The organism is Methylobacterium phyllosphaerae (assembly GCF_001936175.1).
Taxonomy (GTDB): Bacteria; Pseudomonadota; Alphaproteobacteria; order Rhizobiales; family Beijerinckiaceae; genus Methylobacterium; species Methylobacterium fujisawaense.
In genome coordinates, this window is the sequence record NZ_CP015367.1 from 2,447,617 (window position 1) to 2,462,242 (window position 14,626).

Here is a 14,626-nt window from a genome sequence, read left to right on the forward strand (position 1 = left end):
CATGCAACTCAGCGATCAGCGAGCGGGAACAGAATGCATCTTCTAGTGGAATGATTAACGCCAACTTTCGGTTGTATTGATATCGAAAGTGCCCGCACAGATAGGTGTTCTCCCAGCGGCCGAGGGGGCACCGGCAGCCGCCTCAGAAAACGCGTGTTTGCGCGGCGATATCCCGACGGAAAGGGGCTATAGGGGCTTGGAAATCCGAGCTTTCGGCAGGGAACGGACGCGTGATGGACGGTCGAGGTCAGACCATTTTCGTGGCGGGCCATCGGGGCATGGTGGGCTCGGCGATCGTGCGTCGGCTGCGTGAGCTGGGCCACGAGCGCATCCTCACGGCCGACCGCCAGAGTCTCGACCTTCTCGATCAGGCGGCGGTCCGTCGCTTCTTCGCCGACAACCGCATCGATCAGGTCTACCTTGCGGCCGCCAAGGTCGGCGGCATCCACGCCAACAACACCTATCCCGCCGAATTCATCCACGAGAACCTGCTGATCCAGTCGAACCTGATCGACGCCGCGCACACGCACGATGTCGACCGGCTGCTGTTCCTCGGCTCGTCGTGCATCTACCCGAAGCTGGCCCCGCAGCCGATGCGCGAGGACGCGCTCCTGACCGGGCTTCTGGAGCCGACCAACGAGCCCTACGCGATCGCCAAGATCGCCGGGATCAAGATGTGCGAGAGCTACAACCGCCAATACGGGCGGCGCTACCGCAGCGTCATGCCGACGAACCTGTACGGGCCGAACGACAACTTCCATCCCGAGAACGCCCACGTCCTGCCGGCGCTGATGCGCCGCCTGCACGAGGCGAAGGTCGAAGGCCGCCCGTCGGTCACGGTCTGGGGCACCGGCCGGGCGATGCGCGAGTTCCTGCACGTGGACGACATGGCCCGCGCCAGCGTCTTCGTGATGGAGATGGACGACGGGGTCTATGCGGCCAACACGCGGCCGGACCTGTCGCACATCAATGTCGGCACCGGCGAGGATTGCACCATCCGGGAGTTGGCCGAGGCGCTGGCCCAGGTAATCGGCTACGCAGGCCGGCTCGACTTCGACGCCACCAAGCCCGACGGGACGCCGCGCAAGCTGATGGACGTGTCGCGCCTCAGGGCCATGGGCTGGCGGCCGGAGATCGGCCTGGAGGACGGGCTGCGCCAGACCTATGGATGGTTCCTCGAGAACCACGCCTCGCTTCGGAGCTGAACGGCCGCGCCGGCGCGGCCGCCTCATCCTTTCACTCCATCGCCACCGACCAGCCGCTCGGGGAGGAGACGGTTCATGGCCCATCGGCCACCCGATGACAGCGCCGATGCGCGACGCCGGAAGTTCCTGCAGAGCTTCCAGAACTTCGACGCGAACAGCCGGTTTCCCGCACCGTACGTCCAGTTCGCCGGCAAGCCGCTGACGGTCGCGGGCGGCCAGGACTGGCGCTACGACGCCCTCGGGTATCGCAACGACGTGCATGCGGATACGCGGCCCTCATCTGAGACGCTGCGGGTCTTCGTCGTCGGCGACAGCACCCTGATCGACGGACAGGTCTTCGCCGATACCGTGCCGGGGCGGCTGGAGACCGGGCTGAAGCAGGCCCATGGGGCGGGGGCGCGCGTCTACAATTTCGGTGCCGTCTCGGCCTGCCTGAATCAGATGATCGCCCTGGTCACGACGCGGCTGATGGATCTTCAGCCCGATGTCATCCTGATCGTCGGCGGAGCGACCGACATCTTTCAGCCCTGGAGCTTCGATCCGCGGGCCGGCGTTCCATACAATCACTTCGCCAATGAAAGTCTCTACGATTACTTCTTCGACCCGAGGAAGAGCGCAGAGGACACGGTAGCACTGTCCTATGACGGCCTGCAGGCGATGATCTTCAACCGTCTCGAGAATCTGCGGGCGCTGACGAACTGGCAGTCCGAGATCTGGGAATGGGAGGTCGTGCGGCAGTTCGAGCTGGCGCTCAGGCGGCTCGCGCGGCTCGCTCCCGGCATCGGTGCCCCGGTTCGGTTCCTCCTGCAGCCCACGATCGTCCGCAAGGGCGCGCCCGTCGGCACGGAGGCGGGCACGGCCTCCGACGCGTTCCTGGCCTATCTCGATCGCCAGTATGCACGTTTCGAGGGTGTTCTCGGCCGGCTGGATACGCAGGATTCAGCCTTTGCGGCCCGGGACCTCAGCCGCCTGTTCGAAGGCGACGCCCGAAACCTTTTCACGGACATCGTTCACGTGACCTCAGAGGGCCGCCAGATGATGGCGGACCGCCTCCAGGCGGAGGTGGCCGAGACCCTCGGGACCGCGACGCCGGCCTGAACCGTGCGCGAACCGATCGTCTTCATCGGGGATTCAATCACCGAATTGTGGGGCTTCCACCGGGCCGGCACCTTCGAGGCCTACAACCTGATCCCCCGCGGCGGGTCCGGTCAGACGGCCCGCTGGATCACCATGCGGTTTCGGCGCGACCTCGAGGAAACGCGAGCCCGGGGCGTGCATCTTCTGTGCGGTGTGAACGATATCGGCCGCAACGAGGGCTTCTTCGTCCCGGCCGACGAGATCGCCCGAACGCTCGCCGGCATGCTCGACGAGGCCCGCGCCATGGGCGTGAAGGCCTGGATCGGCTCGATCATGCCCGCCGCCAGCATCCCCTGGAATCCGGAGGTGCGCGACGCGCCGGCGATGATCGCGGCGGTCAATGCATGGTTGCGAGACCATGCGCACGAGCACGGCGCGACATTCATCGACTACCATGCGGTGCTGGCGACCGAGACAGGCGGACTCCGGCCCGAATACGGCACCGACGGGCTTCATCTGAGCCCGGCCGGCTACGCCGCCATCGAGCCGCTGATGCTCGCCGCGCTCGGGCGCATCCCGCCGCCGACGCCCGGGGGGGTGGGGCGGGGCGCAGCCAAGGTCCGCCGACGGTGGATCGGTCTTGCGGTGGCAGCGGTAGCGCTCCTCGGTGCTGCCGCCGTTCTGGTTCTCGGCGCCCGCTGATCAGAGCCGGCGTACCGCCCCGTGGGCCGCGCTGGTCGTCAGCATGGCATAGGCACGCAGTGCCGTACTCACCTTGCGCTTGCGCGGGGTCGCCGGCTGCCAGCCCGCCGCGTCCTGCGCGATCCGCCGCCGATCCAGCTCCGCCTGATCCACGTCCAGATGAATGCGCCGGTTCGGGATATCGATGGCGATCCGATCGCCATCGCGCACGAGGCCGATCAGGCCACCCTCGGCGGCCTCCGGCGAGACGTGGCCGATGGATAGGCCCGAGGAGCCGCCGGAGAACCGCCCGTCGGTGACGAGGGCGCAGGCCTTTCCGAGCCCCTTCGATTTCAGGTAGCTCGTCGGATAGAGCATCTCCTGCATGCCGGGGCCGCCGCGGGGCCCCTCGTAGCGGATCAGCACCACCTCGCCGGCCGTGACCTTGCCGTTGAGGATGCCGTCGACGGCCGCGTCCTGGCTCTCGAACACCCGCGCCGTCCCGGTGAAGGTCAGGATCGAGGCATCCACGCCTGCGGTCTTCACGATGCAGCCCTGCTCGGCGAGGTTGCCGTAGAGGACCGCGAGCCCGCCATCCTGCGAATAGGCGTGCGCGGCATCGCGGATGACGCCGCCTTCCCGGTCGAGGTCGAGCTCGTCGAAGCGGGATTCCTGGCTGAAGGCCACCTGGGTCGGCACGCCGCCCGGGGCCGCCCGGTAGAAGGTCTGGACCGACGCGCTCGGCGCGGCGCGCACGTCCCAGCGGGCAAGGGCGTTGCCCAGCGTGCCGGCCGAGACGTTGCCGACCTCGGTGTCGATCAGACCGGCCCGGTCGAGCTCACCGAGGATCCCCATGATGCCGCCGGCCCGGTGCACGTCCTCCATATGGACGTTGGCCACCGCAGGGGCGACCTTGCACAGCACCGGCACCCGCCGGGACAGCCGGTCGATATCGGCCATGGTGAAGGGCACCTCGCCCTCGTGCGCCGCCGCCAGCAGGTGGAGGACCGTGTTGGTCGAGCCGCCCATGGCGATGTCGAGGGTCATGGCGTTCTCGAACGCCTTGAAGCTCGCCACGGCGCGCGGCAGCACGCCCGCGTCGTCCTGCTCGTAGTGGCGGCGGGCGAGATCCACGATGAGGTGACCGGCCTCCACGAACAGGCGCTTGCGGTCGGCATGGGTGGCGAGCACTGAGCCGTTGCCCGGCAGCGCCAGGCCCAGCGCCTCGGTGAGGCAGTTCATGGAATTCGCCGTGAACATGCCCGAACACGATCCGCAGGTCGGGCAGGCCGAGCGCTCGATCACCGCGACATCCTCGTCGGAGATGCGGTCGTCGGCTGCGGCGATCATCGCGTCGACGAGGTCGACCTTCCTGGCGATGCCCGGCAGCTGGACCTTGCCGGCCTCCATCGGGCCGCCCGAGACGAACACCGTCGGGATGTTGAGGCGTAAGCTGGCCATCAGCATGCCGGGTGTGATCTTGTCGCAGTTCGAGATGCACACCATCGCGTCGGCGCAATGCGCGTTGACCATGTACTCGACGGAATCGGCGATCAGCTCCCGGGACGGCAGCGAGTACAGCATCCCGTCATGGCCCATGGCGATGCCGTCATCCACCGCGATGGTGTTGAACTCCTTGGCGACGCCGCCGGCGGCCTCGATCTCGCGGGCGACCAGCTGGCCGAGATCCTTGAGGTGGACATGGCCGGGCACGAACTGGGTGAACGAGTTCACCACGGCGATGATCGGCTTGCCGAAATCGGCATCCTTCATGCCGGTGGCGCGCCAGAGGCCGCGGGCGCCGGCCATGTTGCGGCCGTGGGTGGTGGTGCGGGAACGATAGGCGGGCATCGAGAGCTTCGACTGGTTCAAAGGTGAAAGGCTTCTGCGCCGGTGCTCGCGCCTCTGCAAGCGTCGCGGAAGGGGCCGCACCCATGGCATGCTCCTGGCAGATGGCAGGAGGGAGGGAGCATATGGTGATGACACAGGTGGAATCGCTCCGGCAGGCCATCGCGCAGGGCCAGGGTCGCACGGAGGCTGACCTCGTCCTAAAGGGCGGCCGTTTCCTCGACCTCGTCACCGGGGCGCTTGTCGCCTCCGATATCGCGATCTGCCGCGACCGCATCGTCGGCACCTTCGGCCACTATCGCGGCACGCGGGAGATCGACATCTCCGGCAAGGTCGTTGTGCCGGGCTTCATCGACACGCATTTCCACGTCGAATCCTCGCTGATGCCCCCGCAGGAATTCGAGCGCTGCGTTCTCCCCCACGGCGTCACCACGGGGATCTGCGACCCGCACGAGATGGCCAATGTTCTCGGAACGGACGCCTTCCGATGGTTCCTCGCTTCGTCCGAAACGCTGGCGATGGACCTGCGCGTGCAGCTCTCGTCCTGCGTCCCGGCCACCGACCATCTGGAAACCTCGGGGGCGCGGATTGACGCGCAGGACCTGCTGTCCTTCGTCGGCCACCCGAAGGTCATCGGGCTCGCCGAATTCATGAACTTCCCCGGCGTGCTGGCGGCCGATCCCGGCGTGCTCGACAAGCTCGCCGCGTTCCAGGGCCGGCATATCGACGGTCACGCCCCGCTCCTGCGCGGCCTCGGACTGAACGCCTACATCGCGGCCGGCATCCGCACCGAACACGAGGCCACCACGCCGGAAGAAGCCCTGGAGAAACTGTCCAAGGGGATGACGGTGCTGATCCGAGAGGGCTCGGTCTGCAAGGATCTGCACGCGCTGGCGCCGATCCTGACCGAGCGGACGGCGCCGTTCCTGGCCTTCTGCACCGATGACCGGAACCCCCTCGACATTGCCGAGGAGGGGCATCTCGACTTCGTCATCCGGACCGCCATCGCCCTCGGCGTCCCACCCCTCGCCGCCTACCGTGCGGCCTCGTGGTCGGCGGCCCGGGCGTTCGGGCTTCACGACCGGGGGCTCGTCGCCCCCGGCCAGCGCGCCGATCTCGTGGTGCTTGACGATCTCGACACCTGCGCCGTGTCCCAGGTTCTCAGTGCCGGACGCCCGGTGAACGAGGCGTTGTTCGCCACGCGACCCGCCGTGGAGCCGATCGGCCGCGGCAGCGTGCGGGCGCGGCGGGTCAGCGCCGCGGATTTCGCCGCGCCGGGCTCCGGGCCTTCGACGCCGGTGATCGGGGTGATCCCGGGCCAGATCATCACCCTGCGTCACGACCTCGCCCTGCCCTATTCCGGCGGGGAGCGCCGAATCGACCTGGACCAGGACGTCATCAAGGTCGCGGTGGTCGAACGGCACGGCCGCTCCGCGCCGGGGGTGCGCGGCATCGGGGTCGCGTTCGTGAAAGGCTTCGGCCTGAAGCGGGGGGCCATCGCCTCGTCGGTCGGGCATGACAGTCACAACATCACGGTCGTCGGGGCGGATGATTCCGACATGGCCGTGGCCGTGAACCGTCTGGGCGAGATCGAGGGCGGCTTCGTCGTGGTCGAGGGTGGCGAGGTGCGCGCCGAGATCGCGCTGCCCGTCGCCGGCCTGATGAGCGTGATGCCGTTCGACGACATCCGCCGGTCGCTCGTGACCCTGCGGTCGGCCGCCAGAGGCCTCGGTGTCGTGCTGCCGGAGCCCTTCCTGCAGGTGGCGTTCCTGCCGCTCCCGGTCATCCCCCATCTCAAGATCACCGACCGGGGGCTTGTGGATGTCGACCGTTTCGCCCTGATCGACCCTTGATTTCGATTGTGCGCAATTTAAATGGGGCTGTGCGAAGGCCCGCCGGCGCCTACATGCCGACTTTCTTCCTCCAACCGGAGATCGCTATGTCCGTAGATGTGAAGTATCGCACCACCGCCACCGCCACCGGTGGCCGCGACGGCGCCGCCCGCACGGCCGACGGCAGCTTCGAGGTCAAGCTGTCGACGCCGAAGGAACTCGGTGGCGCGGGTGGCCCGGGCGCGAACCCGGAGCAGCTCTTCGCCTCCGGCTACTCGGCCTGCTTCCTCGGCGCCATGAAGGCCGTGGCGCCGTCGCTGCAGCTCAAGGTCCCGGCCGATACCAGCGTCACGGCTGACGTCGGCATCGGTCCGCGCTCCGAAGGCGGTTTCGGCATCACCGCCGATCTCACGATCAGCCTGCCGGGCCTCGACCGCGCCGACGCGCAGAAGCTCGTGGACGCCGCTCACCAGGTCTGCCCGTACTCCAACGCGACCCGCGGCAACGTCAACGTCGGTCTGAAGCTGGCCTAAGACGGCGTCCGGCGGGTTTCGCGTCCGCGAGGCCCGCCGTCGCACCACCCGCGGGCTCGATCCGCGGGTCGATGCTGTGCCGTCGTGGCGCCGCGACGCGTACGCTGATGGCGCTGGCCCGCAATCCGTGCCGGACGAGGCCGCCCTCCCCACTGACCTCGCGCGCCGGATCTCACATGTCGGCGCGGGCGCGCATGCAGACCTTCCCTGCTGCATCGAGGGTCACACCCTCGAACCCGGACCCGCGGGTTCGGCCGCAGACGCGAAAGGTCTGGTTGGCCGTCATCGGCGAGACGCCGCGATAGGTGAACATCCGCGGCACGTGTCCCAGAAGCGTGGCGGCGAGGTTCATCAGCAGCGTGGCCTGCATCGGGCCGTGGACGACGAGATCGGCATAACCCTCCACCTGCGTCGCGTAGGGCTGATCGTAGTGGAAGCGGTGGCCGTTGAAGGTCATCGCCGAATAGCGGAACAGCAGCGTCGGCGTCGCGGGCACTGCCCAGATTGCCGCGTAGTCATCGGGATCGTCGCGTTCGGGCGCGGCATCGGTTCCGGTCTGCGCCCCGGCCGCCTCGCGATAGACGATGTCCTGCCGTTCACGGATCGCGACGCCCCGTCCCGTGGCGACGGCGTGCTCGACGGTGACGAAGCACAGGCTTCCGCTTCGCCCGTCCTTGAAGACGACGTCCCGTACCGTCTCGGTGCGGGTGACCGCGTCTCCCGCGCGCAGATCCGAAAGGGTCTCGATCTGTCCGCCCGCCCACATCCGCCGGGGCAACGGCACGGGCGGGAGGAACCCACCCTTCGCGACGTGGCCGTCCGGCCCGAGGGCGTCGGCGGCCGGCGTCTCCGGGGCGAGACACCAGTGCAGCGCCGGCCACGCGATGCCGTCGGCGACCGGGGCGAGATGCGGCCCGAGGGTCGCGCGGAACTCGGCCATCAGGCGTGGGGTGACGAGGTCGGAGGCCTCGCGTGTCCGGCCGATCCAGGCGGCAAAATCGGTCATGTCAGTACGAACGCGGCAGGCCGAGCACATGCTCGGACAGGTAGGCGAGGATCAGGTTCGTGGAGATCGGCGCCACTTGGTAGAGGCGGGTCTCGCGGAACTTCCGCTCGATGTCGTATTCCTCGGCGAAGCCGAAGCCGCCATGGGTCTGGATGCAGGCATTGGCCGCCTCGAACGAGGCGTCGGCCGCCAGCATCTTGGCCATGTTGGCCTCGGCTCCCGGATTCGCGCCGCCCTCGTAGAGGGCCAGCGCCTCCCGGACCATCAGCTCGGCCGCGCGCATGTTGGCGTAGGCCTTGGCGATCGGGAACTGTACGCCCTGATTGGCACCGATCGGACGCCCGAAGACCGAACGCTCGCCGGCATAGATCCGCGCCCTCTCGATGAACCACTTGGCGTCGCCGATGCATTCGGCGGCGATCAGGATCCGCTCGGCATTCATGCCCGACAGGATGTAGCGGAAACCCTTCCCCTCCGCGCCGATGAGATTCTGGGCCGGCACCCTGAGGTTGTCGAAGAACACCTCCGTGGTGGCATGGTTCATCATCGTGCGGATCGGCCGGATGGTGAGGCCGTTGCCCCTGGCCTCCCGCATGTCGACGAGGAGCACCGACAGGCCGTCGGTGCGTTTCATGCCCTCGGTCCTGGGCGACGTGCGCGCCAGGAGCAGCATCAGGTCCGAATGTTCGGCACGACTGGTCCAGATCTTCTGGCCGTTGACGACGTAGTGGTCGCCCTCCAGGCGGGCCGTGGTCTTGAGGCTGCCGGTGTCGGTGCCGGAGGTGGGCTCGGTCACGCCAAAGGCCTGGAGCCGCAGGCGGCCTTCCGCGAGGGCCGGCAGATATTCGGCCTTCTGCGCCTCGGAGCCGTGCCGGAGGAGCGTGCCCATCGTGTACATCTGCGCGTGGCATGCGCCCCCGTTGCAGCCGGCCCGCTGGACCTCCTCCAGGATCGCGGCCGCGGCCGAGAGCGGCAGGCCGGAGCCGCCATACGCCTCGGGGATCAGAACCGACAGGTAGCCGCTCTCGGTGAGCGCGTTCACGAACGCGGTCGGGTAGGCCATCTCCCGGTCGAGGGCCCGCCAGTACGGGCCCGGGAAGCCGGCGCAGAGCTTGGCGACCGCCTCGCGGATCTCGGTATAGGCTTCCATCGACATCTCCTCAGGCCGTGCGGCCGCCGTCGACCGGCAGATCGACGCCGGTGATGAAGGCCGCCTCGTCGGAGGCGAGGAACAGGGCGGCCGACGCGATGTCGCTCGCCTGGGACAGGCGGCCGAGCGGGATCGTGGCGATGAACCGGTCGCGGTTCTCGGGGGTATCGGGCACGCCCATGAAATGCTCGAGGAGCCCGGTGGCGCCCATGACCGGGCAGAGGGCGTTCACCCGGATCTTCCAGGGCGCCAGTTCGAGCGCCAGGGACTTCGAGGCGAGGCTCGCCGCGCCCTTGGAGGCGTTGTACCACGTCAGCCCCGGCCGCGGCCGCAGAGCCGCCGTCGAACTGACGTTCAGGATAACGCCGCCGCCCGCATCGCGCATGAGCGGGGCGACCTCCCGGACGTAGTGAAAGATCGACTTCACGTTGACCTGGAAGACCCGGTCGAAGTCTTCTTCGGTGACCTCCATCAGCGGCTTGTTGCGGTGTGTGGTGCCGGCGTTGTTGACCAGGATGTTCGGCAGACCGAAGCGCTGCCGTGTCTCGTCGACGCTGGCGATGACATCGGCGGCGAGGCCGACATCTGCGGCGATGGCGATGGCGTTGTCGCCCAGATCCGCCGCGACCCGCGCGGCGGCCGCGCCGTCGATGTCGATGCAGGCGACCTTCGCCCCCTCGGCGACGAAACGCTGGGCGATCCCCGCTCCAAAGCCGCTGCCGGCGCCCGTCACGAGCGCGATCTTGCCGTCGAGCCTCATCGTGTCCTCCCCGCGTGTCGTTCGGTGTCGATCTCTAGGTCCTCAGGTGCCGGGCGCGAACTCGGCCCGGATACGCGCGCCGTGCGCGTCGATCGCCGGGACGGGGCCGAGGGCGCGGATCTGCCCGTCGACCAGCACCGGCGGCGCGACGATGCGGGCGGATCCGGCGGGTGTCCCGACCTCCGTGCGGATCAGCGCCGGGTGGGTGGCGAGGTCCGCAAGCGTGTTGACGAAGCCGTAGGCGGTGCCGGCGGCCTCCAGCCGGGCGGCGGCGGCGTCGCGGCTCAGCCGCACCAGCTCGGCACCGATGCGCAGGTCGACGGCGGCGCGGTTGGCGACCCGGGCGTTGTTGGACGCGAAGCCTTCGGCGCGGGCGAGATCCGGCTCTCCGAGCACGCCAGCACAGAAGCGCGCCCATTCGCGCTCATTCTGGATCGAGATCAGCACGAGGCTGCCGTCGGCCGTGGGGAAGGCGCCATAGGGACAGATCGAGGGATGGGCGAGGCCGACCCGCTGCGGCGCCTGCCCGGTTCCCTCGAAATAGAGCAGCGGCACGTTCATCCAGTCGGCGGCGGCGCTGAACAGGCTGACCTCCAGGGCGCAGCCCTGCCCGGAGATGCCCCGGGCGATCAGCGCCTCCAGCACGGCCGCATGGGCATCCATGCCGCAGGCGACGTCGCAGACGGACACGCCGACCCGGCCGGGTCCCGCCGGATGGCCGGTGATGCCCGCGAGCCCGCTCTCCGCCTGGACCAGCAGGTCGTAGGCCTTCATGTCGCTGTAGGGGTTGCCGGCGCCGTAGCCCGATATGTCGACGGTGATCAGCCGGGGATAGCGTGCACGCAGCTCCGCCGATCCGAAGCCCGCGCGCGCCGCGGCGCCGGGGGCGAGGTTCTGCACGAACACGTCGGCCCGCGCGAGGATCGCGTGCAGGAGCCGGGCATCGGCCGGGTCCTTGATGTCGGCGACGAGGCTCTCCTTGCCGCGGTTGAGCCAGACGAAGTAGCTCGCCAGGCCGTCGACCGCCGCGTCATAGCCGCGGGCGAAATCGCCTTCCAGCCGCTCGATCTTGATGACCCGGGCGCCGGCATCGGCGAGTCGTGAGGTGCAATAGGGGGCGGCGACGGCCTGCTCCAGGGCGAGCACGGTGAGCCCTCGCAACGGCAAGTTCTGGCTCATCCGCACCCTTCGTCTTTGCGCCGCCCCGCGAGGCCGGAGCTGGAACAAGTGGAACGGCCGGAGGCTCCGCCAAGCGGGCGGCGGTGACAGGGCTGCCCGGTCGTGGGCCTCCGGCCGGGCTTTCACCCGGTGCCGGCGAGGCCGGCGGTCGAGCCTACTCGGCTGCGTGCAGCGTGGGCGGTCCGCGGACCTCCTCCACCGGCTCCGCGTCCGCGCGGGCGACCTGCGTCGCCTCCGGCCGGTCGCGGAAGGACAGGCGGTGGGCGAGCCGGTCGAGATAGATGTAGATCACCGGCGTCGTGAACAGCGTCAGCACCTGGCTCACCGCGAGGCCGCCCACCATGGCGTAGCCCAGGGGCTGCCGGATCTCCGAACCGGTGCCGGTGGCGACCATCAGCGGGATGCCGCCGAGGAGCGCCGCCATCGTGGTCATCAGGATCGGCCGGAAGCGCAGCAGCGCGGCCTTCCGGATCGCGGCCTCGGGGGTGAGCCCCTCCTCGCGCTCGGCGACGATGGCGAAATCGACCAGCATGATGCCGTTCTTCTTCACGATGCCGATGAGGAGGATGATGCCGATCAGCGCGATCAGGCTGAAGTCGAACCCCGCCCACATCAGCACCGCCAGGGCGCCGACGCCGGCGGACGGCAGGGTCGACAGGATCGTGATCGGGTGGATGAAGCTCTCGTAGAGGATGCCGAGGATCAGGTAGACCACGAACAGCGCCGCCAGGATCAGGAGCGGCACCGTCGAGAGCGATTGCTGGAAGGCCTGGGCGGTGCCCTGGAAGCCGCTCACCACGGTCGGCGGCACCTGCAGCTCCCGCATCGCCCGGCCGATCGCCTCGGTCGCTTGGCCCAGTGCCACGTCGGGAGCGAGGTTGAAACTGATCGTCACCGCCGGGAACTGGCCCTGGTGGTTCACGGCGAGCGGCGCCACCGGAACGGTCGTCCAGCGGGCGAAGGCCGCCAGCGGTACTTGCCCGCCCCCGATCGGCGCCTTGATGTAGATCCTGTCGAGGCTCTCGACGCTGCCCTGCAGCGCCGGCAGAACCTCCAGCACGACGTGGTAGCTGTTCAGCTGCGTGAAGTACTGGGCGATCTGGCGCTGGCCGAACGCGTCGTAGAGCGTGTCGTCGATCAGCTGAGGCGTGATGCCGTAGCGCGAGGCGGCGTCGCGGTCGATCGACAGCGTCAGCGTCGTGCCGCGCGTCTGCTGGTCGGTGGCGACGTCGCGCAGCTCGGGCAGGGTCTTCAGCGTGTCGAGGATGCGCGGCGCCCAGGCGTTCAGCTCGGCGAGATCCGGATCCTGGAGCGTGTATTCGAACTGGGTCCGCGAGGTGCGGCCTCCGGTGCGCACGTCCTGGGTGGCCTGGATGAAGGTCCGGATGCCCTCCACGCGCTCGAGTTTCGGCCGCAGGCGGCCGATCACCTGGAAGGCATTGGCGTCGCGCTCGTCACGCGGCTTGAGCGTGATGTACATGCGCCCGGAATTGAGCGCCTGGCCGTTGCCGCCGAGCGACATGCCGACGGTGGCCACCGCCGGATCGGCCTGGACGATGGCGCCGACCTTCTCCTGCAGCGCCTGCATCGCCGAGAACGAGATGTCCTGCGACGCCTCGGTGACGCCGATCATGAAGCCGGTGTCCTGCTGCGGGAAGAAGCCCTTCGGGATCGCGACGAACAGGTAGCCCGTCAGTGCCAGCGTGGCGAAGAACACCAAGAGCGTGACGCGGCGGAACCGCAGAGCCACGTCGAGGGCATCGGCGTAGACTGCAAGCAGCCCGTCGAACGCGGCCTCGCTGATCCGGTAGAGGCGGCCATGGCGCTCGCCGTCGTGCGGCTTGAGAAGCCGCGAGGCCATCATCGGGGTCAGCGTCAGCGACACGAAGGCCGAGACCGCGATCGTCATCGACAGCACCACGGCGAACTCGCGGAACAGCCGGCCGATGATCCCGCCCATGAGCAGCAGCGGGATCAGCACCGCGATCAGCGATACCGAGATCGACACGATGGTGAAGCCGATCTCGCCCGCGCCCTTGAACGCGGCCTCCATGGGCCGCATCCCCGCCTCGACGTAGCGGCTGATATTCTCGAGCACGACGATGGCGTCGTCCACCACGAAGCCCACCGAGATGGTGAGCGCCATCAGCGAGAGGTTGTCGAGGGTGTAGCCCGCCATCCACATGAGCGCGCAGGCGCCGAGCAGCGCGAGCGGCACCGTCACGCTCGGGATCACCGTCGCCCAGAAGCTGCGCAGGAAGACGAAGATCACCCCGACGACCAGCACGATTGTCAGCATCAGGGTGAATTGCACGTCCTCGACCGAGGCGCGGATGGTCTGGGTGCGGTCGCTGAGGATGCCGACCTTGATGGCGGCCGGCAGGGTGGCGGTCAGGCGCGGCAGCTGCGCCTTGATGCTGTCCACCGTGTCGATGACGTTGGCGCCGGGCTGCTTGAACACGACGAGGAAGATGCCGCGCCGGCCGTTGGTCCAGCCGGCCTGCTTGGTATCCTCGGGGCCGGCGACGGCTTGGCCGATGTCGCGCACGCGCAGCGGCGCGCCGTCGCGATAGGCGATGATGACGTCGTTCCAATTCTGCGCCGCGGTGAGCTGGTCATTGGCGTAGATCGTATAGCTGTGGCTGCCGCCGTCGATGCTACCCTTGGGGTTGTTGACGGTGGTCAGCGTGAGCTGCGCGCGCACGTCCTCCAGGGACAGGCCCTTGGCCACGAGCTTGGCCGGGTCGATCTGGACGCGGACCGCCGGCTTCTGCTGGCCGCCGATGAAGACCTGGGCGACGCCGGAGATCTGGCTGATCCGCTGGGCCAGCTGCACGTCGACCGCGTCGTCCACATCGATCAGCGGCAGGCTGTCGGAGGTGGCCGAGAGCAGCAGGATCGGCGAGTCGGCCGGATTGACCTTGCGGTAGGTCGGCGGGGTCGGCAGGTTCTTCGGGAGCTGGCCGCTGGCGGCGTTGATCGCCGCCTGGATGTCGCTCGCCGCGCCGTCGATGTTGCGGTTGAGATCGAACTGGACCGTGACCGTCGAGATCCCGAGGGAACTCGTCGAGGTCATCTGCGCCACGCCCGGGATCTGCGAGAACTGCCGCTCCAGTGGCTGCGCCACCGACGAGGCCATCGTCTCCGGGCTCGCGCCGGGGAGCTGCGCGGTCACCTGAATCGTCGGGAAATCGACCTGCGGCAGCGGTGCGACGCCCAGCAGCGGATAGGCCACGACCCCGAGGAACAGGATGCCGACCATGATCAGCGTGGTCGCCACCGGAAACCGGATGAAGGGTGCCGAGATGCCGCCTTTCACCGCTCGGCCTCGCGCGGAACTGCTCTCGTCATCGCC

The 14,626-nt window shown here is 68.7% G+C and carries 11 protein-coding genes; 5 read left to right on the forward strand and 6 right to left on the reverse strand.

Annotated elements, in window-relative coordinates; genetic code table 11:
- Positions 1–233 precede the first annotated feature (233 nt).
- The 3 genes from fcl to MCBMB27_RS10975 all read left to right on the forward strand — a co-directional run bounded on the left by fcl (position 234) and on the right by MCBMB27_RS10975 (position 2,984).
- Positions 234–1,205, forward strand: coding sequence for a GDP-L-fucose synthase (fcl, locus tag MCBMB27_RS10965; RefSeq protein ID WP_053610724.1), 972 nt, complete (start codon positions 234–236; stop codon positions 1,203–1,205).
- 75 nt (positions 1,206–1,280) lie between these two features.
- Positions 1,281–2,303, forward strand: coding sequence for a lipase (locus MCBMB27_RS10970; protein ID WP_075380410.1), 1,023 nt, complete (start codon positions 1,281–1,283; stop codon positions 2,301–2,303).
- A gap of 3 nt (positions 2,304–2,306) precedes the next feature.
- The gene (locus tag MCBMB27_RS10975) at positions 2,307–2,984 is read left to right on the forward strand and encodes a GDSL-type esterase/lipase family protein (protein WP_043758020.1); all 678 of its coding nucleotides are present in this window, start codon (positions 2,307–2,309) and stop codon (positions 2,982–2,984) included.
- On the opposite strand, the gene ilvD is transcribed toward MCBMB27_RS10975, so the two are convergent.
- The gene (gene ilvD, locus MCBMB27_RS10980; protein ID WP_043357638.1) at positions 2,985–4,814 is read right to left on the reverse strand and encodes a dihydroxy-acid dehydratase; all 1,830 of its coding nucleotides are present in this window, start codon (positions 4,812–4,814) and stop codon (positions 2,985–2,987) included. It abuts the gene before it with no gap.
- A 128-nt stretch (positions 4,815–4,942) separates the two neighbouring features.
- Here ilvD and ade point away from each other — a divergent pair, with 128 nt between their 5' ends.
- Together ade and MCBMB27_RS10990 are read left to right on the forward strand one after the other, a co-directional pair.
- Complete coding sequence (ade, locus tag MCBMB27_RS10985; protein WP_075381930.1) at positions 4,943–6,664, forward strand: adenine deaminase; 1,722 nt, start codon at positions 4,943–4,945, stop codon at positions 6,662–6,664.
- A gap of 86 nt (positions 6,665–6,750) precedes the next feature.
- Positions 6,751–7,176: an organic hydroperoxide resistance protein gene (locus MCBMB27_RS10990; RefSeq protein WP_043357630.1), complete on the forward strand. Its 426-nt coding sequence runs from the start codon at positions 6,751–6,753 to the stop codon at positions 7,174–7,176.
- A gap of 172 nt (positions 7,177–7,348) precedes the next feature.
- Here MCBMB27_RS10990 and MCBMB27_RS10995 read toward each other — a convergent pair whose 3' ends face one another.
- From MCBMB27_RS10995 to MCBMB27_RS11015, 5 genes are all read right to left on the reverse strand, one after another.
- Complete coding sequence (locus MCBMB27_RS10995) at positions 7,349–8,182, reverse strand: HTD2 family dehydratase (RefSeq protein ID WP_043357632.1); 834 nt, start codon at positions 8,180–8,182, stop codon at positions 7,349–7,351.
- 1 nt (position 8,183) lies between these two features.
- Positions 8,184–9,332 carry an acyl-CoA dehydrogenase family protein gene (locus tag MCBMB27_RS11000; RefSeq protein ID WP_075380411.1) on the reverse strand — a complete coding sequence of 383 codons (1,149 nt, stop codon included), beginning with the start codon at positions 9,330–9,332 and terminating at the stop codon, positions 8,184–8,186.
- Between the two features lie 10 nt (positions 9,333–9,342).
- Complete coding sequence (locus MCBMB27_RS11005) at positions 9,343–10,092, reverse strand: glucose 1-dehydrogenase (protein WP_075380412.1); 750 nt, start codon at positions 10,090–10,092, stop codon at positions 9,343–9,345.
- A gap of 42 nt (positions 10,093–10,134) precedes the next feature.
- On the reverse strand, positions 10,135–11,271 hold the full coding sequence (locus MCBMB27_RS11010) for a CaiB/BaiF CoA transferase family protein (RefSeq protein WP_075380413.1): 1,137 nt from the start codon (positions 11,269–11,271) through the stop codon (positions 10,135–10,137).
- Positions 11,272–11,425: 154 nt separating this feature from the next.
- Complete coding sequence (locus tag MCBMB27_RS11015; RefSeq protein ID WP_075380414.1) at positions 11,426–14,590, reverse strand: efflux RND transporter permease subunit; 3,165 nt, start codon at positions 14,588–14,590, stop codon at positions 11,426–11,428.
- Between the last annotated feature and the right edge of the window lie 36 nt (positions 14,591–14,626).

Coding starts and splice junctions, on each gene's coding strand:
- MCBMB27_RS10990 (WP_043357630.1), top strand. CDS start 6,751: ATGTCCGTAGATGTGAAGTATCGCACCACCGCCACCGCCACCGGTGGC.
- MCBMB27_RS10995 (WP_043357632.1), bottom strand. CDS start 8,182: ATGACCGATTTTGCCGCCTGGATCGGCCGGACACGCGAGGCCTCCGAC.
- ade (WP_075381930.1), top strand. CDS start 4,943: ATGACACAGGTGGAATCGCTCCGGCAGGCCATCGCGCAGGGCCAGGGT.
- MCBMB27_RS10970 (WP_075380410.1), top strand. CDS start 1,281: ATGGCCCATCGGCCACCCGATGACAGCGCCGATGCGCGACGCCGGAAG.
- MCBMB27_RS11005 (WP_075380412.1), bottom strand. CDS start 10,092: ATGAGGCTCGACGGCAAGATCGCGCTCGTGACGGGCGCCGGCAGCGGC.
- MCBMB27_RS11000 (WP_075380411.1), bottom strand. CDS start 9,332: ATGGAAGCCTATACCGAGATCCGCGAGGCGGTCGCCAAGCTCTGCGCC.
- ilvD (WP_043357638.1), bottom strand. CDS start 4,814: ATGCCCGCCTATCGTTCCCGCACCACCACCCACGGCCGCAACATGGCC.
- fcl (WP_053610724.1), top strand. CDS start 234: ATGGACGGTCGAGGTCAGACCATTTTCGTGGCGGGCCATCGGGGCATG.
- MCBMB27_RS11010 (WP_075380413.1), bottom strand. CDS start 11,271: ATGAGCCAGAACTTGCCGTTGCGAGGGCTCACCGTGCTCGCCCTGGAG.